Origin of the sequence: Paratractidigestivibacter sp. (assembly GCF_963660155.1) — a bacterium.
In the GTDB taxonomy this organism is placed as follows: Bacteria; Actinomycetota; Coriobacteriia; order Coriobacteriales; family Atopobiaceae; genus Paratractidigestivibacter.
In genome coordinates this window covers 1-19,060 of record NZ_CAVKWG010000015.1, presented here as the reverse complement: position 1 = coordinate 19,060, position 19,060 = coordinate 1, and the positions used below count along the sequence as shown (strand labels likewise).

The 19,060-nt window shown below is 68.0% G+C and carries 21 protein-coding genes; all 21 read right to left on the bottom strand.

What is annotated here, in order from left to right; all coding sequences use genetic code 11:
• A partial coding sequence (gene trpC / locus U5709_RS02015) for an indole-3-glycerol phosphate synthase TrpC (RefSeq protein ID WP_321972652.1) occupies nucleotides 1–902 on the bottom strand: 902 nt, incomplete at its 3' end.
• Complete coding sequence (gene trpD, locus U5709_RS02010; RefSeq protein ID WP_321972454.1) at nucleotides 902–1,924, bottom strand: anthranilate phosphoribosyltransferase; 1,023 nt, start codon at nucleotides 1,922–1,924, stop codon at nucleotides 902–904. The genes trpC and trpD, both read right to left, overlap by 1 nt.
• Nucleotides 1,925–1,940: 16 nt before the next feature.
• Nucleotides 1,941–2,549 (bottom strand): aminodeoxychorismate/anthranilate synthase component II, encoded by a 609-nt coding sequence (locus tag U5709_RS02005; protein WP_321972455.1) that lies wholly within the window; start codon nucleotides 2,547–2,549, stop codon nucleotides 1,941–1,943.
• Complete coding sequence (locus tag U5709_RS02000) at nucleotides 2,546–4,108, bottom strand: anthranilate synthase component I family protein (protein WP_321972456.1); 1,563 nt, start codon at nucleotides 4,106–4,108, stop codon at nucleotides 2,546–2,548. The genes U5709_RS02005 and U5709_RS02000 overlap by 4 nt, the downstream gene beginning before the upstream one ends.
• Before the next feature lie 427 nt (nucleotides 4,109–4,535).
• Nucleotides 4,536–6,509 carry a DUF2207 domain-containing protein gene (locus U5709_RS01995; protein WP_321972457.1) on the bottom strand — a complete coding sequence of 658 codons (1,974 nt, stop codon included), beginning with the start codon at nucleotides 6,507–6,509 and terminating at the stop codon, nucleotides 4,536–4,538.
• Between the two features lie 57 nt (nucleotides 6,510–6,566).
• On the bottom strand, nucleotides 6,567–6,887 hold the full coding sequence (locus U5709_RS01990) for an addiction module antidote protein (protein WP_321972458.1): 321 nt from the start codon (nucleotides 6,885–6,887) through the stop codon (nucleotides 6,567–6,569).
• Nucleotides 6,859–7,191, bottom strand: coding sequence for a type II toxin-antitoxin system RelE/ParE family toxin (locus U5709_RS01985; RefSeq protein ID WP_321972459.1), 333 nt, complete (start codon nucleotides 7,189–7,191; stop codon nucleotides 6,859–6,861). The genes U5709_RS01990 and U5709_RS01985 overlap by 29 nt, the downstream gene beginning before the upstream one ends.
• 35 nt (nucleotides 7,192–7,226) lie before the next feature.
• The gene (locus U5709_RS01980; RefSeq protein WP_321972460.1) at nucleotides 7,227–7,853 is read right to left on the bottom strand and encodes an FHA domain-containing protein; all 627 of its coding nucleotides are present in this window, start codon (nucleotides 7,851–7,853) and stop codon (nucleotides 7,227–7,229) included.
• Nucleotides 7,735–8,223, bottom strand: coding sequence for a DUF192 domain-containing protein (locus tag U5709_RS10640; protein WP_415913443.1), 489 nt, complete (start codon nucleotides 8,221–8,223; stop codon nucleotides 7,735–7,737). Before U5709_RS10640 ends, U5709_RS01980 begins: the two co-directional genes overlap by 119 nt.
• A 5-nt stretch (nucleotides 8,224–8,228) precedes the next feature.
• A complete protein-coding gene (locus tag U5709_RS01975; protein WP_321972461.1) occupies nucleotides 8,229–8,663 on the bottom strand; it encodes a hypothetical protein in 435 nt (144 codons plus the stop codon).
• 89 nt (nucleotides 8,664–8,752) lie between these two features.
• Nucleotides 8,753–10,867: a hypothetical protein gene (locus U5709_RS01970; RefSeq protein WP_321972651.1), complete on the bottom strand. Its 2,115-nt coding sequence runs from the start codon at nucleotides 10,865–10,867 to the stop codon at nucleotides 8,753–8,755.
• Nucleotides 10,815–11,312, bottom strand: coding sequence for a TadE/TadG family type IV pilus assembly protein (locus U5709_RS01965; RefSeq protein WP_321970589.1), 498 nt, complete (start codon nucleotides 11,310–11,312; stop codon nucleotides 10,815–10,817). Before U5709_RS01965 ends, U5709_RS01970 begins: the two co-directional genes overlap by 53 nt.
• 2 nt (nucleotides 11,313–11,314) lie before the next feature.
• The gene (locus U5709_RS01960) at nucleotides 11,315–11,506 is read right to left on the bottom strand and encodes a hypothetical protein (protein WP_321970588.1); all 192 of its coding nucleotides are present in this window, start codon (nucleotides 11,504–11,506) and stop codon (nucleotides 11,315–11,317) included.
• Entirely contained in the window at nucleotides 11,506–11,976 is a 471-nt protein-coding gene (locus U5709_RS01955) for a hypothetical protein (protein ID WP_321970587.1), read from the bottom strand. Before U5709_RS01955 ends, U5709_RS01960 begins: the two co-directional genes overlap by 1 nt.
• A complete protein-coding gene (locus tag U5709_RS01950) occupies nucleotides 11,973–12,182 on the bottom strand; it encodes a hypothetical protein (RefSeq protein WP_321970586.1) in 210 nt (69 codons plus the stop codon). Before U5709_RS01950 ends, U5709_RS01955 begins: the two co-directional genes overlap by 4 nt.
• A 46-nt stretch (nucleotides 12,183–12,228) precedes the next feature.
• Complete coding sequence (locus U5709_RS01945) at nucleotides 12,229–12,864, bottom strand: type II secretion system F family protein (RefSeq protein WP_321972650.1); 636 nt, start codon at nucleotides 12,862–12,864, stop codon at nucleotides 12,229–12,231.
• Complete coding sequence (locus U5709_RS01940) at nucleotides 12,864–13,805, bottom strand: type II secretion system F family protein (RefSeq protein ID WP_321970584.1); 942 nt, start codon at nucleotides 13,803–13,805, stop codon at nucleotides 12,864–12,866. Before U5709_RS01940 ends, U5709_RS01945 begins: the two co-directional genes overlap by 1 nt.
• Nucleotides 13,778–15,118, bottom strand: coding sequence for a CpaF family protein (locus U5709_RS01935; RefSeq protein ID WP_321972649.1), 1,341 nt, complete (start codon nucleotides 15,116–15,118; stop codon nucleotides 13,778–13,780). The genes U5709_RS01940 and U5709_RS01935 overlap by 28 nt, the downstream gene beginning before the upstream one ends.
• Nucleotides 15,115–16,503: a P-loop NTPase gene (locus tag U5709_RS01930; RefSeq protein ID WP_321970582.1), complete on the bottom strand. Its 1,389-nt coding sequence runs from the start codon at nucleotides 16,501–16,503 to the stop codon at nucleotides 15,115–15,117. Before U5709_RS01930 ends, U5709_RS01935 begins: the two co-directional genes overlap by 4 nt.
• A complete protein-coding gene (locus U5709_RS01925; protein WP_321970581.1) occupies nucleotides 16,500–17,219 on the bottom strand; it encodes an SAF domain-containing protein in 720 nt (239 codons plus the stop codon). Before U5709_RS01925 ends, U5709_RS01930 begins: the two co-directional genes overlap by 4 nt.
• 398 nt (nucleotides 17,220–17,617) lie before the next feature.
• Nucleotides 17,618–18,784, bottom strand: a complete 1,167-nt coding sequence (gene rsgA, locus U5709_RS01920) for a ribosome small subunit-dependent GTPase A (protein ID WP_321970580.1) — start codon at nucleotides 18,782–18,784, stop codon at nucleotides 17,618–17,620.
• Between the last annotated feature and the right edge of the window lie 276 nt (nucleotides 18,785–19,060).

Genomic DNA, 19,060 nt, shown 5'->3' with positions numbered 1-19,060 from the left:
GGACCTGCAAAGGGGACAGTCCCTTTTGCAGGTTTTGCATCGGCACCCGCAGAAGGGACTGTCCCTTTTGCAGGTCCGCGCAGGTCGCCCAACATGGCACGCTTGTCGGCGGCGCGCATGAGGGTCTCGCCGATAAGGACGGCGTCCACGCCCGCGGCCTCGAGGCGCGCAACGTCGTCGCGCGTCTCGACGCCGGACTCGGACACGAAGACGCGCCCCTCGCCCACCATCGGGCGCAGGTCGATGCTGCGGCCGAAGTCCACCTGGAAGGTGCACAGGTCGCGGTTGTTGACGCCCACCACGCGGGCGCCGGCGGCGATGGCGCGCGGCACCTCCTCGGGCTCGTAGGCCTCCACGAGCGCCGTGAGCCCGAGGTCGTGCGCGAGCGAAACATAGGCTGTGAGCTGCTCGTCATTGAGGATGCTGCAAATAAGGAGCACAGCCGAGGCGCCGATGGCACGAGCCTGGTAGACCATGTACTCGTCCACCACGAAGTCCTTGCGCAGCACCGGGATGCTCACGGCGTCGGCAATGGCCGTGAGGTAGTCGTCGGCGCCCTGGAACCAGAAGGGCTCGGTGAGGCAGCTCACGGCGGCGGCGCCCGCAGCCTCGTACTCGCGCGCTATGGCCATGGGGTCGAACTCGGGGCTGATCAGGCCCTTGGAGGGCGACGCCTTCTTGACCTCGCAGATAAACGACATGCCCTCGGCGCGAAGCGCGGCCTCGAACGGGAAGGCGAACTCCCCCGTCGGCGACGCCGCGAGCTCCGCCGTGGCCACGGCACGGGCGCGGCAGGCCATCTCGGCAAGAGGCACCTCGCGCTTCTCGGCCTCGACGCGCTCGCGCGTGCGCGCGGCGATCTTCTCCAGGATATTGCCTGCTTTGGGGTCCTCGGCCGGCATTACTCGTTGCTCTCTTTGACGAAGGCCGCAAGGGTCGCCGCGGCCGCGCCGGAGTCGACGGCCTCGGCCGCGCGGGCGATGCCCGCCTGGATGGACTCGGCGGCGCCGGCGGCGTAGAGGGCGGCGCCGGCGTTGAGCAGGGCGGCGCTGCGCTTGGGGCCGTGCTCCTCGCCGGCAAGAATCGCGCGGACGGCCGCGGCGTTCTCGGCAGGCTCGCCGCCCACGAGGTCGGCCTTCTCGCAGCGAGCAAGGCCGAAGTCCTCGGGCCCGATCACGTAGGTGCGGGTCTCGCCGCCCGAAAGCTCGCAGACCGCGGTCTCGGCCGAGAGGCTGATCTCGTCCATGCGGTCGCGGCCATAGACCACGAGCGCCCGCTTGGCGCCAAGCTTGAAGAGGACCTTGGCCACGGGCTCCACCAGGTACTCGTCGTAGACGCCCAGCAGGAAGTACTCGGGGCGGGCGGGGTTGGTGAGCGGCCCCAGGATGTTGAAGACGGTGCGGATGCCCAGCTCCTTGCGGATGGGGCCGACGTACTTCATGGCCGCGTGGTAGCGCTGCGCGAAGAGAAACGCCATACCGCAGCCGGAAAGCTCGGATACGACCTTCTCGGGCGACTGGTCGAGGTTAACGCCGAGGGCCTCCAGGCAGTCGGCGGTGCCGCACTTGGAGCTGGCGGCGCGGTTGCCGTGCTTGGTCACCTTGGTGCCCGCGGCCGCGCAGATGATGGCCGCGGTGGTGGAGATGTTGAAGGTGTTGGAGCGGTCGCCGCCCGTGCCCACGATCTCGAGGGTCTCGATGCCGGGGTGCGGCACCGGGGTGGCGAGCTCGCGCATGGCCGAGGCGCAGCCGGATATCTCGTCGATGGTCTCGGCCTTGGTTGACTTGGTGGAGAGCGCGGCCAAGAAGGCGGCGTTCTGGGTGGCGGAGGTCTCGCCGCGCATGATCTCGCGCATGGTGGTGTAGGCCTCGTCGTAGGTGAGATCGTCCTTCATGACGATCTTCTCGATGGCTTCCTTGATCATTTGATGCTTCCTTTCGTTAGTGGACAAAGGGACTGTCCCTTTGTCCACTCCTGCAGATGGCGACGAAGTTCTTGGCCATGGCCTGCCCGTCAGGCGTGAGGATGGACTCCGGGTGGAACTGGACGCCGAAGGTCGGGGCGCCCACGTGCTCGACGGCCATGACCTCGCGGCGCACGTCGGCGGTGCGGGCCGTCACGCGAAGGCAGGCGGGCAGGCTCGCCTCGTCGGCCTCCAGCGAGTGGTAGCGCGCGACCTCGGCCTGCGCGGGAAGTCCCGCAAAGAGGCGCGACCCCGGCTCGACGTCCACCATGGACGACTTGCCGTGCATGAGCTCGGCCGCATACGTGACGGTGCCGCCGAGCGCCTCGCAGATGGCCTGGTGGCCCAGGCACACGCCCAGGATCGGCACCCGCCCCGTGAGCTCGCGGACCACGTCCTCGCAGATGCCCGCGTCGGCGGGGCGGCCCGGCCCCGGCGAGAGCACGATGCCCGCAGGCTCCATGGCGGCGAGCTCGGACACGCCCACGGCGTCGTTTCGCAGGACGCGAATGTCCGGCTCGATGCCGCCGAGCAGCTGGTAGAGGTTGTAGGAGAAGCTGTCGTAGTTGTCGATAAGGACAATCATGCGAGGCCCCCTTCCGCGGCGCGCACGGCCTCGACGACGGCGCGCGCCTTGTTAGTGCACTCCTGGAACTCGCGGGCGGGCACGGAATCGGCCACGATGCCGGCCCCGGACTGCACGCAGACCTCGCCGTTCTTCTTGTAGGCCAGGCGGATGCCGATGCAGGTGTCTAGGTTTCCCGAGAAGTCCAGGTAGCCGATGGCGCCGCCGTAGATGCCGCGCTTGGCGCCCTCGAGTTCGGAGATGATCTGGCAGGCGCGCAGCTTCGGCGCACCGGAGAGCGTGCCCGCCGGCAGGATGGAGTCGATCACGTCCACGGCGTCCTTATCGGCGGCGATTCGCCCGCTGACGGTGGAGCCGATGTGCATCACGTGGCTGAAGCGCAGCACGTTGTGATAGCTCTCCACCTCGACGCTGCCCAGCGCCGCCACGCGGCCGATATCGTTACGCCCCAGGTCGACCAGCATGTTGTGCTCGGCGAGCTCCTTCTCGTCGGCAAGAAGGCCGCGCTCGAGCTCCGCGTCCTCCTCGGGCGTCTTGCCGCGCGGACGGGTGCCCGCGAGCGGGTACGTGAAGAGCTTGCCGTTCTCCAGTTTGGCCAGGGTCTCGGGGCTGGCGGCCGCGATCTCGACGTCGTCGGAGGTCATGAAGACCATGTACGGTGAGGGGTTCGTGCAGCGAAGCGTGCGGTAGACGTCGAAGAGGCTGCCGGTCGCCGGCGCCGTGATGGGGTCGGAGAGCACCACCTGGAAGATGTCGCCCTCGTGGATGTGCCCCTGGGCCGTGCGGACCATCTGCTCGTAGCGCTCCTGGTCGTAGACGGGCGCCAGGTCACGCTCGAGGTGAAGCGGGGCGAAGTCGTGCTTCTCGCCCGTGGTCAGGATCTCTTGCATGCGGTCGAGCTCGGCGACGGCCGCGCTGTAGGACGCGGCCATGGCACCTTGCGCGGGGTCGCTCACGTCCACCGAGGACACGAGCACGACCTTCTGGCGATACGAGTCGAAGCAGATCACGCGGTCGAAGACCATGAGGTCTGCGTCGAGGAAGTCCTCGCGCCCCATGCCCTCGCGACGCAGCGTGGGCTCGGCGTACTTGAGGTAGTCGTAGGAGAAGTAGCCCACGAGGCCGCCGGCAAAGGGCGGGAAGCCCGGAAGCTGCGGCGACTTGTGGCGGGCAATGAGCTCGCGCAGGGCATGGCCGGGGTGATCCACCTGCGCGCGGACAACCTGCGGGTTCGGCCCCTCGACGTCCGTGGTCACCGTAAGCTCGCCGTTCACGCACGTGAGCTCCACCGACGGCGAGAAGCCCAGGAAGCTGTAACGGCCCCAGCGGGCGTCGGCCTCGGCGGACTCCAGCAGAAAGCAGTGGTTGGAGACGGCGCGCACGCGGCGCATGGCCTCGATGGTGGTAAAGGCGTCGGCCATGAGCTCGCGCTTGACGGGCACGCGCCGAAACGTCGCGTCGGCGGCGGCGATTGCCGCGACCTCAACAAGCGACGGGGACGCCGCGGCCGAGGCGGCTTCGACGCCGTTACCTGTCTTGACCTGCTCTTCGTTTGACATAAACCCTCCTTCGTACGTTGCGGGGAGGGCATAAAAAATGCCCGTCCTCAGCTGATAGAAATGCCAAGGACGAGCTCAGGATATGAACCCGCGGTGCCACCTTGGTTCACGGCGATAGCTCGCCGTGCCCTTTTTGCGGAACGCCAACACGCTCCTGGTTGCTAACGTGAACCTGCACGTCGCAGCCTACTCGCCCGGCTTGAAGCCTTGCTTTCGGTGCGCCCTCGACGGCCCATTCGACGTCCCGCTTACCTCCCGGCTCCCACCATCCCGGGCTCGCTCTTCGTGCGCTGGCGCCTACTTTCCGTCTCATCGGTTTAGGTGCGCTATTCGATTGGGCCTTACTGTACGCCCCAAAACGCCCGATTGGGACGACGTTTTTGTTACGTTTTGGCTACGGTCGCTTAAAGGGACCAATAAATCGCAGCTAGAAGGCGCCGCCGCCCCCGCCTCCGCCGAAGCCGCCGCCCCCGCCATCAGAGAAACCGCCGCCGCCCCCGCCGCCGGTACTGTCGGAGGACGCCGCCAGCGCGGCCGACGACACCTCGTGGGCCGCGGCCATGCCGCTCGAGAAGGCGTCGCACGGCGGCTCCGGGCGCCCGTCACCGTAATAGCACCAGCCGTAGTACGGCATGAAGCACGGGTCGTTCAAAAGCTCCGGCGCCGCGACCTCGAGCTGCTTGATGACCTCCTTGGACACGCCGAGCACGACGGCCATGGTGAGCAGGCGGTTCCAGAGCACGACGTCGGTGGGCACGGCCTCATCGAGCTTGGTGAACTCAAGAAGCCAGCGGCGCAGCGCCTCGAGCTTCGCCTTGGTCTCGATGCCGTCGCGGTTGAGCTTTTTCATCTCGGCCCCGCATCCAATCGCGAAGACGCCTACGGCAAGAAGCGCGACCGGCATGGCGATGGTCATCAAAATGCTCGCGTCGAGGAAAAGTAGGAAGAACAGCGCGACGAGCGCGACGATGCAATCGACGACGCCGAGCGCGATGAGTGCCCCCTTGCCCCGGGCAGACCCCGCGCCCTTGGCGAAGCGGTCCTCATAGCGCTTGGAGGCCATGAGCGCCCAGGCGTTCCAGCCGCGCATGTAGTCGGACGGGTTGCTCTTGGCCACCTTGCGGAACTCGGAGAGGCGGACCGTGTCGCCCGGCTCATCGTTCTTGAGCGCCACGGTGTCGAAGAGGAAGCGGCTGACCTCGAAGTCGATGGCGAGCGAGTCGCCGGCGCGGCGCGCCTCGGGGCTCACCTTGGTGATGTTCTTGAGCTTCGTCACCTGGTAGTCGGACTTGGTCTTCTCGCCAAGAACGCCGCGCCTGGTGGTCACGATCTTGTCGAGCCGGATGTAGCCGCGGTCGGTCAGGTTCATGAGCGTGGCCGTGAGCTCGTTGGCATCGGGCAGATCGGTGCGGTAGAGGGCGCCCAGGACCGCGGGGTGCTCATCGGCCGGCACGTCACGGAAGTACTCGTCCTGGAACTCGGGCGCGGACAGGACCTTGTAGCGGCGGCGCGTCCCCGCCGTGATCGCGGCCGAGCCGGCCGCGATCACGGCGGGGACGCCGACGGCGAGCGCCTGGTTGCGACGGGCGGCGGCGCGGCGCTCATTGGCCTCGTCGGCCCACTTTTGCTCCTGCGAGAGGATTATCGACGCCTTCGAGATCGACGACTCCTCGCAGGCCGAGATCCACGACGTCGGGAACATAACGCGCATCTCGGCGTATTGGGAGGTGCCGACCCCGGGGACCGAGAAGACGACGTCGTCGCCGGCAAACGAGACCGAGGCGTCGAGCGGGCCGTGGCCCCAGGCGCGCACGTTGTCGCCGGCGGACACGGACTCGCCCGCGGCAACCGGCAAATGCAGCGTGCAGGTGACGTTTTGCGACTCGACGTCCCAGCCGTCCGAGACGAACTTCCAGTAGAGCTCGCCGGTGTCTTTCCAGCGCGTGACGATGCCCGTGGCCTCGTAGACGATGGTGAAGGTGGCGGACTCGTCCTCATGGGCGGAGTAGATCTTGAGCTCGGTGTAGCCCGAATTGTCGGTCACGGTGTAGGTGCCGTCGCTTTCGGAGCCGGTGTCGTCTTTGGTGAACGGCGTTGCCTGCGAGCCGCTGCCCTCGCCCGCGCTCACCACCGCGACGTCGACGCTCTTGCCGTTCGAGCTGTTGTAGCCCGTGGGTATTTTCCAATAGACGCCGTGGAAGCCGCCGTCGAAGTCGAAGGTCCGCGACTCCTCGACGCGCAGCGTGCCGTCCTCGGCCACCGTGGCGTCGATGTCCACCTTGGTGATGGAGTACTCGCGCGCGAGCGCAACCGCGGGAGCGGCCGCAAGGGCGAGGACCACGGCCGCGACCAACGAGAGCCACAGGCCGCAGGAGCGGAAGGTGCGAAGACGAGAAACCATGAAGGGCTCCATCTGTAAGAAAGCTGAGCGGGCGTTTATGCCGAGGATAACAGAGCCTTAGGCGCTTTGAGCCTTAGCGGGGTCGGCGGGCACGACCCTCAGCTCGAGGCCCAGAGCGGCGAACACCTTGCGCACCGTCGAGTAGCTGGGATTGCCGCTTGCCGCGAGGGCCTTGTACAGGCCATCGCGGGTGATCCCGGTCTCTCTCGCAAGCTTCGTCATGCCCTCCGAGCGAGCGATGTCGCCGAGGGCTTCCAGCAACACGTCGTCGTCGCCTTGCTCAAGAAGCCCGTTGATGTAGCCGATGACGTCTTCCTTATCGTTGATGAAGTCGGCTGCGCGCCACTCGCTAACCCTCAGATCCGTCTCGGAAATCATCTTCTCTCCCCTCCAGAAGCAGTGCGTTGATCCTTCGCGCGTTCCCAATGTCTCGGCGTTGCGAGCCCTTGTCCCCTCCGGCCACGAGCAGGATGATCTGTTCGCCGCGGGAGGCGTAGTAGATCCGGTACCCCGGGCCAAAATGGAACCGAGCTTCGTAGATGCCTCGGCCCGTGTATTTGACGTCCATGAAGCCGCCGCAAAGAGAGGCGACCTCGATGGCGGCCACCAGCCGCCGCATGTCGTTCTTGTCGCGAAGCCCCTGCAGCCACTTTCCGAAATACCCTGTCTGTTTGATAACCATGATTGTATACTCCACTATACAGTTGTTCAAGAGGCCTACTCGCAGATGGCGAGCACGGCCCCTCCGAGCTCGACCTCCTCTCCCCAGGCGACCAGCGCCTTATTTGTTATGGCCCGGCCGTTGACGCGCGCGGGGTTCGTGGAACCGAGGTCGCGCACCTCGGCGCCGCCCGCGGCGGGCACGATACGCAGGTGCCTCCTGGATACCGCTTTGTTGTGGAGCACGATGCCGTTGCCCGATCCGCGGCCGACGGAGATGCCGGCGGCGTCGAGCGGGACGAGCACGTCGGCCGCCGGCGTCTTTACCCACACCATGTGCCGGGAGCCTGCCGCCGCGGGCTCGTCGAGCACGGTCGTCAGCTCGTCGTCGGGACGCGAGGCCCTGGCCGCGCCAGCGGAGCCGCCGTCCTTGGCTGCGCCGGCAGCGCCCGGCAGAGCGGTTGCCGAGGCCCTCGATAAGACCTCCGCGCGCTCCTCCCCCGCCCGTCGCCCGTCAGACAATGAGCCATCTATCTGCGCGGCGTCCACCTGTGTAGCCGCAGTCTCAGACGGGCCGTTGTTCTTTCTCGTGAAGTCGTAGAGGCACCCGTAGCACACGGTCATATCCTCGTAGAGCTGCTGCCCACACCTTGGGCAGGTCTTCTTGCCGAATGATCTTGCCATCGCGCTCTCCAATCTCTCCGTGCGGGGCGCCCTCGCCCCACAAGGCGCTTGTCCACAGGTGCTCGCCGGCTTCAAGCCATGCGCCGCCCGCCGCCGGCCGCTCAAACACGCACGAGGCCGAGGGCGATGAGACGACCCGGCCGGGCGGCAAGGCACGGACCACCTCGACGATCTCGCCCGATGCGTCCACGAACGCCACGTCCAGGTCGTACGCCATGCCGAAGGTATGCACCGACGAACAGCGCGTGAGCACCACGGGCCCAGCCTCGGGGCCCGTTCCCAGAAGGCCCCGAAGCCTTTGCGCCCAGGTATTGAGCACCTTGACCTCCACGGCCGCCCCCGGCCGCTCGTCCACCCCGAACCTCGCCATCGTCATCAGACCACCACCCCCGGTCGATACCTGTCCACCACGATCGAGCGCTCGTGGCTGAGCGCCAGCGGCGCATCCAGCGTGATCCCGGGCATGCGCACCGAGCTCGGCCACGGCTTGTACGTGAGCCTGCAGACGAACCGCCTGAGCAGCGGCGAGACCACGAACGCACTCGACGACTCGCCCGAGCCCACATCCTCGACGCTCACGCTCACCTCGCAGGTCCCCTCGCGCCCGAGGGCCGAGGCGATGGCCGCCTGCACCTCCGAGGCGCCCGTCGCCTCCGTCTGCGTGCCCGACGGCGCAACCCCGTGCGCCACCACGGCGTCGAGGCTCAGGCGGTCGAACGCCGCGCATGCGTCGATAAAGCCCATGAGGTTGAACACGATAAGCGCGACGATGATCGCCGGCGGAATGAGCACCGCGAGCTCGACCGTCATCTGTCCCTTTCCATCGGTGAGCAGCCTCACCGCCCCCCGTGCGCTACCGGCACTCCGCGTACGCCCCGCCCTCTGCAGGCGCCCCGCCCTCATAGCGAGCTCACCAGCTTCTTCACGTCTACCTTGAGCGGAATCTTGATCTTCGTCCCCGGCACGGTGAGCTCAGCCACCGTGTACTCGTCCTCCGCGAAGGTGTCGACCGCCCACACGCCGAGCGCACGCACGTAGTCGCTGGCGCTGCCGGAATCGGGAATCGCGTTGATGAGCGAGCGGACTGTCGACGCCCGGTCGTAGCCGGCCTTGGCCAGCACATCGCCCGTGTTCGCAAGGACCGGTTTTCGCAGGCGCATGTCGGCAGGCTCGAGGCCCGTCGCGCCCATGATCTCCGACAGCTTGCCTTTGAGCCAGGAGCCGACCGACCCGCCGAGCACGCCGTCGAGCTTATCCAGAAGCCCATCGCCCGCTTCGGCAAGAGACCCATAAGCCGACCCGTAGCCCACCAAAAGCTTGCCCCAAAGCGTCGCCACGCCATCAAGCATCCCTCCTACCAGCGAATTATTTGCCGCAAGGCCATCAAAGAAACTCGCCAGGATGTTGTTCTCGGCAGTGGATGAGTCGGGGGCGAGCGCCGCCGCGGACACGGCGGCCCCCGCAGGCAGCTCGGCCGAGGAGATGAACGCGGCCGTGAGCTCGGAGGGGACGGCCGTGCCCGGGCCGCGCACCACCACGGCGACGCAGCCGTAGGCCCCCGGCGGGCAGAGCTTGGGCCTCACGACGCTCAGCGCCTCCATCGCCTTCTTGAAGAGGTCGGCGCCCTCCGACGCCTTCTGTTTCAGGCTCTTCTTGGCCGCCACCTCTCGGTTTCTGGCCTCTTGATAGTCCTTCGACGCCTCGACGACCTCGCGCCACCAGTGCTCGAAGCCGTTCCCGATGGAGGTCGAGGCAGCGGCAGCTCGCCCCATGTTGCCCACGCTCATGCGGCATTCCTCACACAGCAGCACACCCCCTGCGTCCAGGTCGGCAAGAGACGCGTCCCCGTCGTAGGCGCCCTGCGCCCCGGGGCACGACATCGACGAATGCAGCACGCGGCCTGACCCCTCTGCCGTGCAGGGCCAAACGCGGTCCGTGAAGAGCTCGGTCTCGCGCGTCTCGGCGGTGTCGTGCGGCAAGCTCGGCAAATCGATGCTCACCGCGCCGTCGGCGTCCTCCGAGTACGAGCCCTGCCGGACCTTATTGAGCGCGTAGCCGAAAAACGCCCGCAGGCACGCCGAGTCGGTGAGCTCCTCGCCGTTCGACCCCGTGACCTCACAGGCCCGCAACCTCGCCGCGTAGTAGTTGCGCGCACGCAAGAGCGCCGCGCCGAAGTTCCACGAGTCGCGCGTGGGGTACATCGGGTTCTCGTCGCCGCCGAGCCCCGCCAGCGTGCTTGTGCGCTGGTACATGCAGTACGAGGGGTTGTTTCCGCAGTCCGCGCGCCAGCCGCGGTCCTTCGCGTCGTCGGCGGCCTTCTTCGCGGCCTTCTCCTCGGCGGCGAGCGAGCGCATCTGCTCGGCCAGGCCCTCAGCCGCCGAATCGTCCACGTCAGCGTCGAGCGCCGAGAAGTCCGACTGCGATTTTTGCGGGTAGGGCACCGCGCAGCCGCCGTAGCCCAGGCCCTCCTCGGAATTGGCCAGCACGCAGGAGGCGGAGTTGGCCACCACGATGGCCGGCAGAGCCGACTCGAGTTTCTGCAGGCCGGAGGCCGCGCTCTTTGCGAAGTCCCTCCGGGCGTCGAGGATCTGGGCCCCTGACGCCGTGAGCTTCGCGCCCGCGGCGGCAAGGGGCGGTACGCACGAGGCGACGAACCCGGCGCCGGTGACGACGATGCCCGTGAGGCCCATCGAGAGCACGCAGGCATCGAGGGCCTGGGCGATCGTTGCGTAGGCGGCCACGGCATTGGCGCCGGCCATCGCCGCGGCATCGGCCACCTCCTGGACCTCGGCCGAGCGCGACGAGACCCACTGGGCCGAAGCCGCCGAGAAGACGAGCGTGAGGCTCACGAGCAGGGCGACCGCCATGGCGACCGTGGTGTAGCCGCCCTCGTCGTCGATGAACGCCCCTATGCTGAGAAGGGCCGGCCCAGCCGCGCGGCCGACCCGCGCCGCGGCCTTCTCACTTCCAGATCCCGACCCAGTCCGAGTATTTGCCCGAAACCCAACTTGCACGCGCGCTCACCTCCTTCGACACCTTCAGCACGACGCCCGATCCGTCCGAGCCCGCTATAGCCCCGCTGATGGCGGCCATGAGCGGCAGCGGCTTGGCGTGCCCCGTTATCTCAACCTTCGGCTTGGCCGTGCCCGCGCCGCTGACGGAAACCGACCAGTCGCTCTCCCCACCCGAGTGGAAGACGTTCACCTCGGGCACGGCCTTGAGGCGCCGCTTGACGAAGGCCGTCACGTCTTCCGACGAGGAGGATGTGGCGGCGAGACGCGCGGCCTCAGCCGCCGCGGCCGACATGACCGACCTCGTGTACAGCAGGCACGCCGGCTGCACGAGCAGCGCCACGACGACCAGAAGCGACGGGATCAGAAGCGCCGCCTCGACGCTCGCCTGGCCGCGAATATCCGAAACCAGCCATTTTACGTGCGGATTCTCAGCCTGGGCGCTCATGTTCAGTACCCCACAACGTCCTTGAGAAGGGCGACCACGCCCGACTCGGAGCTGTGTGAGGCGGCGGCCATCGCCAGTTGGAGCAGCCTTCCCGACTCGGCGGCGCGCCACATGGCCGCGAGCCCCGCCGCCATGGCGACGAGCGCCATCGCGACAAGCAAAAACTCGGTCGTCGACTGGCCCGACTCGCCCATCACCCGTCGCCCAGCGCCTCGACCTCCGCGCTCGTGATCCTCCATGTCCTGACCTCGCTTCCCCCGTCCTCGGCACCCGTCACCAGGCACACCTCCGACCAATCGCCGCCGTACGACAAGCAGCCCCACGACCCCGCGAAGAGCCCGAGGTAGCCGGCACGGGCAAGAACGCAGTCCTGGCGGCCCTCGTAGCCCTCCAACACCTCGACGGCGGCGTCGGCCACCTCCTTGTCGCTTTTGCGCACATCCGCCTCGGCTGAGCCCAGGATGCGTGCGGCATCGTCCGCGGACTCGGCATCCGCTTGGGGCGCCGAGCCAAGCTGTTCGCAAAGCTCCTGCTCAAGGGCAGCGTTTCGCTCATTTGTGCCGCTCCTCGACCGCACCGCAGCCGCAAAGAGCGCGAGCACCGCCGCCGCACACATGAGCAGCGCGACGGCGAGCGTGCGCGCCGTATGTCTTCGCGGGCTCACAGCGAGTTGATGCCGTCGCTGATAGCGCTCCAGAGCTCGCTCACCTTGCCCCTAAAGGCCACGATGGCCACGATGGCGATAACGACGAGCACCCCTACGAGGATCGCGTACTCCGTCGTGCCCTGGCCCCGCTCGTCCGCAAGCAGGTCGCGAAGCCTCCAATCGAGTTCGAGGCCCGCTCGCAGCGTCTTGTTGCCGTGTTCCATAACCGCATCCTTTCTCTTTGTGCATGCATCGCCGCCAAGACGGCGCTTACCCCAATACCAGCGCGGACCCCAGAAGCGGGCCCAGAATAGCGAGCAGCATCGCCGGCACGATGAGCGTCCCTAGGGGGATCAGCATCTTCACCGGCACCCGCTCTATCTCCTCCTCGACGCGGCTTCGCTGCTCGTCGCGGATCACCTGCGCCTGCCGCTCGAGCGACTCGGCGAGGGGCGACCCGAACGCCAACGCCTCGCAGACTACCGAGCCGAAACGCGAAAGCGACTCCAGCCCGAGGTCTCGCGCCGCCTTTTCCAGCGCCTCCCCCCTCGTGGCCGCGCCGACGCGCCACGAGAGCATGGCCTGGGAGAGCGCCTCGGCAAGGGCATCGTCGTATCGCTCGCAGTAGAGCGCGAGCGACGCGTCGAACGAGAGGCCCGCCGCGAGGCCAAGCGTCACGACGTCGATCATCACGGGCATGAGCTCGGCGCATTGCTTCTTCGCGCGCGCCTTGGCCTCCCCCTCCTTGATGCGCCGCACCGCGTCGGACGACACGACGGCACGCGCCAGCTCATCCAGGCGGTCACGGCGCAGCGGGTCGCGTCCATCGCCGCGCAGAAACGCCGCGCACGCGCACCCCGCCGAGAGGGCCGCCCCGACGGCGAGGGCGAGCGTCGCTGCACTCATCACAACACCTGCGCCACGAGCCGCCGGATGATGAAGACGGCGAGGCCGTCCAGGAGCGCTGCCGCGCACACGCACCCCATCCCCACGGGCGTCCCGACGCCCTTCTGGAAGTCGGGCGAGATGGTCGCGAGAATGGCCACCATCACCGCGGGAAGAAGGCACACTACCCTCACCGAGAGCCTGACCTGCGCCGTTTTGACGGCCAATAACCGCTCGAACTCGCCTTGACGCTCGACGAGCCGCGCCGAGCGCTGGAAGAGCCCGCGCAACGGGCTGCCCGTCCGGTGCGAGATGGTCAGCGCCACGGCAAGAAGCCCGACACCCGGCGCCGGCAGCTCCTCGGTCAGCGCCTCGAGGGCGGATTCGGTCGCCGTGCCGCACCGCAGGCGCAGGCCGAGCCGCGCGAACGCCTCGCCCACCGCGCCGCCGACGTGCGCCCCGGTGTACTCCGCCGCCTGGACGAGCGTCATGCCGGCGCCCATCGCGACCGCGAGCGTGCGAAACACCATAGGCATCGCCTCGGCCGTCTTCTTTCTTTGCACGTCGCGCATATGCGCCGCGGCGGCCGGCACGCCGAACGCGAGAGCGCCCGCGCACAGCGGCAAGCAGAGCCACGTGTCGAAGAGCACTCCGAGCACAAGCCCGCACACAGGTGTTGCCACGAGCAACGCGGTGCAGGTCAAAGACTCGTCGGTCTCGATTTGAGCCGAGGCAGCCTTACGTGTCAGCGCACTTGTGCACTCACGCCAGTCGTCGTTTGCAAGCAGCCACGAGACAAAGCGGCTCGCTGCCAGACGCCCCAGAGCATCGCCGCACGCCCGTACGCAGAGCCTCGCCGCGCGCAGGTGCGCCACCTTAGACGACTCGTCTTCGCTGCCAAGCAGCTCGTATGCAGCCGCAGCCGAGCAAGCGCCTACCGTAGCGAGCAGGATCGCCTCCATGTCTCCACCTCCTCTTTGCCAAGAAACCCGCAGTCCATGGCCTCCGCCAAGAAACCCGGCTCGCGAACCAGGTGCCACGTGCGGTCGCGCAGCCGGTACTCGACGCATACGGTCAGTCCCACGCGACCGTCCTCGCGTCGGCTCACCTCGGCCAGCTCCGTGATCGCGCGCCGCCCGTCCTTGAGCCTGCGCGACATCACGATGAGGTCGAGGGCCGTCGCCACCTGCTCCTCGATGAGCTCCGGCGGCAGGTCCATGCCGAAGCGCGCCATCAGAACCAGGCGCATCACCGTCTCCTCCGGCGTGCCCGCGTGCAGCGTGGTGAGCGACCCGTCGTGGCCCGTGTTCATGGCCTGCAGCATGTCGATGGCCTCCTCGCCGCGCACCTCGCCCACGACGATGCGGTCGGGGCGCATACGCAGCGCGTTCTTTACCAGGTCGCGGATACTCACCGCGCCGAGCCCCTCGATGGAGGCGTCCTGGGCCTCGAGCCTCACCACGTTGGGGTGCGCGTCGAAGCGAAGCTCGGCAGAGTCCTCGATGGTCACGATGCGCTCCCCCACCGGGATCTCGCACGAAAGGGCATTGAGTAGGGTCGTCTTGCCCGAGCCCGTGCCTCCTGAGACCGCGATGCTCTTGCGGCAAGAGACCGCCCAACTCAGCAGCTGCGCGTACCAATGCGGCAAGGCGCCCAGCTCCTCGAGCTTGCCCAGCGAGCGGATCGAGTCGGTAAACTTTCTGATGGTCACCGAGGGCCCGTCGATGGCGACGGGCCGCGCCACAGCGTTCACGCGGTCACCGTTTGCCAGGCGCGCGTTGACGAGCGGGCTCGAGCGGTCGAGGCGTCGCCCCAGAGGCGCCAGGATGCGGTCGATGGTTATGGTTATCTGCTCGGGCGAGTCGAACGACACATCCGATTGCACGAGCTCGCCTCCCTTCTCGAAGAAAAGCGACGCGGTGCCGTTGATCATGACCTCCGTCACCTCGGGGTCGTCGAGAAGCCCTTGGATGGGCCCGAGCCCGCAGACCTCGTCGACGACCTCGCGCACGAGCCGCCGGCGGTCATCGGGCGCGAGTCCCTCGTAGCCGCCTGTGTTCAGGATGGCCTCGAGCGCGACCGTCAGCTCCGAACGCGGCCGGTCGGAGTCGCCCTCGCCGAGCATGCCGGCGATGGTCGCCAGGCCCAGGCGCTCGATCAGGTCGCGTTTGAGCTGCTCGCGGGCATGCCGCAAGTCAGAGGTGCGCTGCTCGCCGGCGCTATCCGCGACGCCTTGGGCCGCCTCGGCCTCCTGTACCCTCTCAAGGACGCTCATGCGCTTCTCACCTCCCGTTTCCTGCCGAAGAACGATCGCTTGCGCGGCGAAGCCGCCTCAAGCGCGTGCCGGGCCGCGTCGCAGTCGGGCAGCCGCCCCAGCTCGGCCATTACCTGGGCAAGCACGGACGCCGCCGAGTCCGCGAGCGGCAACCCGAGCTCGAAGAGCTCCGACGCCCGGCCGGCCGCGAAGAGCTCGCGCGCCTCGTCGCCGCCCTCCACCACCGAAAAGGTCCGCGCAGCCTCGAGGCCCGTCTCGATGCCCACGCCGGCCACCCGCCCGCGCGGGCTCGCGTGGTTCTCGAGCCGCGCGAGCCTCGTCCTGGCAACGCCCAGCCTCACCGCAAGGCCGCTCGTCCGCGCCGTCGCGGCGGCCGACCCTGGCCCGCCGTCCGAGACGATGAGCACCCGGTCCGCGAGCTGCACCGCCTGCGCCACGCCATCGGTAAAGGTCGTCGAGGTGTCCACGACCACGAGGTCACTCGCCGACGACGCGGCACAGATCAGCCCCTCAACGGCGGGCATCACATTCTCGGAGAGCTCCGGCCGCGAGCACGGCCCGAGCAGCCGCACGTGCTCGCACGCCGCGGCCCCGGCCCGCTCGAATGCGGCCGCGCCGCCTTCCGCGACGAACCGAGCGAGGTCGTAGCCATCCGGCAGCCCGAAACAGCTGAAGAGGTTCCCGCACGAGAGGTCGAGGTCGAGCGCGCACACCTTGAGCCCCCAACCCGCGGCAGCAACGGCGAGCGCCGCCACAAGGCACGTCTTGCCCACACCGCCCCTGCCGGAGCACAGGACGATCACGGGGGCACGCCCTTTTACCTGCGGCGGCGTCGGCAGAACATGAGGCTGTCGACAGGCGCCGTCAAGAGGCTTGTCCACACTCAGCGGCTTTTTCGACGATACGCCCTTGGCAAGAGGCGCCGGCTCGGGCGCCGAGGGCCCTGCATCCGTCGCATCCGCCGCCGCGGTCCCGCCTGTCGGCGCCGAAACGCCCCCGGCACCCAGGGGCAGCGCGTCCGTCGTCGCCACAATGGGCACCTCGCGGGCACCGGCCGCCGGCAAATCCCCCGGGTCCACCACGACATCGATCCCCGCACGGGCCGCGCGCGACCGCAGCGACCCCGAGGCCCCTCGCTCGATCAGCGCGACCTGGAGAAAATCACCGTCGTGCGCAAGCGCTGCCGCCAGGTTCACGGCCGAGACCCCCTCAAGACCCGCGCCTACCGCGGCCGAGTAGCGTCCGGGGTCCTGCGATGCAATGCGCCGCAGGTCATCGGGGTTCCTTACGAACTCGGCGCCATTGGTTGCGCCCAAGGCAACCAGTGTGGGCCCCAGGTCAGCTCGCGCCTCTTCACCGCAGCAGACGAGCCACTTGTCGCTCATTTGGCGTCACCGCCCTCGGCAGGCGCGGCGCCCGCTTCCGCCGCGGCCTCCACCTGCGCCGGCGCCTGGGCCGTCTCGCCCGACTCGACGTCGTCCGCCGGCAAGACGAGCCGCAGGCTTCCCTCGGCGCTCGCCGTAAGGATCGCGGCCACGAAGTCCGGCTTCACCGCAACACTGAGCGAACCGCGCGACATCGCCGACGACGAGGCGCTGGCAGCAAGAAGCACGCGGATATCGGCCGAAACCACCTTCGTCCCGTCGTCGGACACCTCGTACGCGACGAGCCTCGAGCCCGCGGGCACCGCGTCGGGCAGGCCGAGCTTCTCGGTCACCGGCACCTGCACGGCAATATACCCCGCGGGCACCTCGGGCATCTGGGCCTCGTCGCGGAAGTTCAGCTCCGTCAGCGGCGCGCCCGCAACCACTGGCACCGTTACCTTACGGTCCACGGCGCCATCGAGGCTGGTCAGCGCACCTTCAGGCGCCAAGTCGGCCACCCATTCCTTCTCGGACACGTTCTGCCGGCTCACCGTATCGCCGGCCTCAAGGGAGTCGGTGGCCACGATGAGCCGCACCGTCTCGCCCCCAAACCGTTCGAGTACCTCGGAGCGCTGCCGCTCGGCGTCGGCCCGGACCTCCTGCCCGTAGAGCAGGCAAAGCCCCGCGGTCAAAACCGCGAACGCCCCCGAAAGCAAGATCTTGAATCTGCGGCTCACCGGCTGCTCCTCTCCTCCGCGCGCAATCGCGCCGCCTTTGGTAGGAGAGAAGTCTTGTGCAAAAACGCTTCGCTGACCTGCGAGAATTCTGACGAATCTAACCGCAAACTAACCGGAATCTAACCGGAATCTAACTGAATTCTTCCCGTGCGCCAACGCGCCGCAGCGCAAGGCCGCCGACATGCTGGTATTAAAACTGGTGTTAGAAAGAAGAGAACTCCACAGTTCCTTCACGCAAATATTGCCCACCGCAACGCCTGCAATTTGGGGACAGTCCCCTTTTTGCACACGCATGGTCGCCGCGGGCTCGTCGCCGAACCATTGGGCGAATTACTCGAAAAGGCGGTTCGTGTGCAAAAAGGGGACTGTCCCCAAACCGCGGGCGGACGCCACGCGCCCTACAGCGTCACGTCCGGGTCGAGCGACGCAGCGGAGACCCGCATCTCGTCGGCGAGGCTCCGGAAGGTCTCCCAGCGCACCTGGGACACCTCGCCGGCCTCCACAGCCTCACGGACGGCACACCCCGGCTCATGCGTGTGCGTGCAGTCGTTGAAGCGGCACTCACGCGCAGCGGCCACAATCTCGGGAAACATCTTGGCGAGGCCGCGCTCGTGGCCCACCAAAGGCAGGCTGCGAAGCCCCGGCACATCGGCCACCACGCCGGCCTGCGGCAAGGATATGAGCACGCGCGAAACCGTCGTGTGGCGCCCCGCATCGTCCTTCTCGCGCACCCCGCCCGTGGCCATCGCCTCGTGGCCGAGCAGGGCGTTGAGCAGCGTCGACTTGCCGGCGCCGGATTCCCCGAGGATCATCGAGCAGGTACCGGCCGGCACGCAGGCGCGCACCTCGTCGAGGCCCTCGCCCTCCGCAGACGACGTCACCACGACCCGCACGCCCTCGACCACGAGCTCGCGCACGCGCGAAAGCTCCCGCTCGAGCTCATCAGCTCCGCAGCGATCCGCCTTGGTCAGCACGACCACCGGCTCCGCCCCGCAGTCGAGCGCGAGCACCATGGAGCGCGCGATGCGGTCGAGCAGCACCTCGCCCGCGCCCAGCGCCTGCACGATGAGGATGGTATCCACGTTAGCCGCGAGCACCTGGCGCTCGCCGCGCGCACGGCCGCGCCAGCGCTCGAAGGACGTCCGCCGCGGCAGTACGTGCTCGATCACGCCCATGTCGTGCCCAGGAGCCACCCGCACGGCCACGCGGTCGCCCGCTGCCGGCAGCAACACCTCTTCGTCGCCCCGCGCCTTGGCAAAGCCGACGGCATGCTCCGCTCGGAACAGGTCATCGGCCGTGAGCACCAGGGGAAAACCGCGGTCGAGCCTCACGACGCACCCCATGCGCATCTGCTCGGGCTCCTCAGCCTCGCCAAGAAGCGCCTCGTAGGCGGCCATCTGCACATCGTCGGGCACGACCTCGGCAAACGTCGGCACATCCTTCAGCGAATCGACGGCGGGCACGCTCGCAAGAACGGCCTCGGCGCTCGTCTCCGTGGCGGCGCGACGGCGCTTGTCCCGCTTCGCCCTTGCCCCGGTCGTCTTTTTCGCTTTGGCCTTGCCCACGCGCACCCCCGACTCAAATCGCAGAACCACCTGCAGTTTATCGCAAAGCCGAGTCGCGCACCCAATTACGACCCGCGACACCCCGCGTTAGGTCGCCTCAGGTCGGCCTGATGCAAAAAATCAGGGATGGCGGCAGTTTTTCGCGACCCCCTTGAGTATCCCACGCTCTATGCTCAACAAAACCGCAGGTAGACAAGCTGCCCGAAATTCGACTACTCGGGCCGCGCGGGAAAAACTGCCGCTATCCCGGCTTTTGTGCGCAAAGGGCCGCGTCGA

Excerpts from the sequence above, each read along its gene's own strand:
- trpD (WP_321972454.1), bottom strand. The coding sequence starts at position 1,924 with ATGATCAAGGAAGCCATCGAGAAGATCGTCATGAAGGACGATCTCACC.
- U5709_RS02005 (WP_321972455.1), bottom strand. The coding sequence starts at position 2,549 with ATGATTGTCCTTATCGACAACTACGACAGCTTCTCCTACAACCTCTAC.
- U5709_RS02000 (WP_321972456.1), bottom strand. The coding sequence starts at position 4,108 with ATGTCAAACGAAGAGCAGGTCAAGACAGGTAACGGCGTCGAAGCCGCC.
- U5709_RS01995 (WP_321972457.1), bottom strand. The coding sequence starts at position 6,509 with ATGGTTTCTCGTCTTCGCACCTTCCGCTCCTGCGGCCTGTGGCTCTCG.
- U5709_RS01990 (WP_321972458.1), bottom strand. The coding sequence starts at position 6,887 with ATGATTTCCGAGACGGATCTGAGGGTTAGCGAGTGGCGCGCAGCCGAC.
- U5709_RS01985 (WP_321972459.1), bottom strand. The coding sequence starts at position 7,191 with ATGGTTATCAAACAGACAGGGTATTTCGGAAAGTGGCTGCAGGGGCTT.
- U5709_RS01980 (WP_321972460.1), bottom strand. The coding sequence starts at position 7,853 with ATGGCAAGATCATTCGGCAAGAAGACCTGCCCAAGGTGTGGGCAGCAG.
- U5709_RS10640 (WP_415913443.1), bottom strand. The coding sequence starts at position 8,223 with ATGGCGAGGTTCGGGGTGGACGAGCGGCCGGGGGCGGCCGTGGAGGTC.
- U5709_RS01975 (WP_321972461.1), bottom strand. The coding sequence starts at position 8,663 with ATGACGGTCGAGCTCGCGGTGCTCATTCCGCCGGCGATCATCGTCGCG.
- U5709_RS01965 (WP_321970589.1), bottom strand. The coding sequence starts at position 11,312 with ATGAGCGCCCAGGCTGAGAATCCGCACGTAAAATGGCTGGTTTCGGAT.
- U5709_RS01960 (WP_321970588.1), bottom strand. The coding sequence starts at position 11,506 with ATGGGCGAGTCGGGCCAGTCGACGACCGAGTTTTTGCTTGTCGCGATG.
- U5709_RS01950 (WP_321970586.1), bottom strand. The coding sequence starts at position 12,182 with ATGGAACACGGCAACAAGACGCTGCGAGCGGGCCTCGAACTCGATTGG.
- U5709_RS01945 (WP_321972650.1), bottom strand. The coding sequence starts at position 12,864 with ATGAGTGCAGCGACGCTCGCCCTCGCCGTCGGGGCGGCCCTCTCGGCG.
- U5709_RS01940 (WP_321970584.1), bottom strand. The coding sequence starts at position 13,805 with ATGGAGGCGATCCTGCTCGCTACGGTAGGCGCTTGCTCGGCTGCGGCT.
- U5709_RS01935 (WP_321972649.1), bottom strand. The coding sequence starts at position 15,118 with ATGAGCGTCCTTGAGAGGGTACAGGAGGCCGAGGCGGCCCAAGGCGTC.
- U5709_RS01930 (WP_321970582.1), bottom strand. The coding sequence starts at position 16,503 with ATGAGCGACAAGTGGCTCGTCTGCTGCGGTGAAGAGGCGCGAGCTGAC.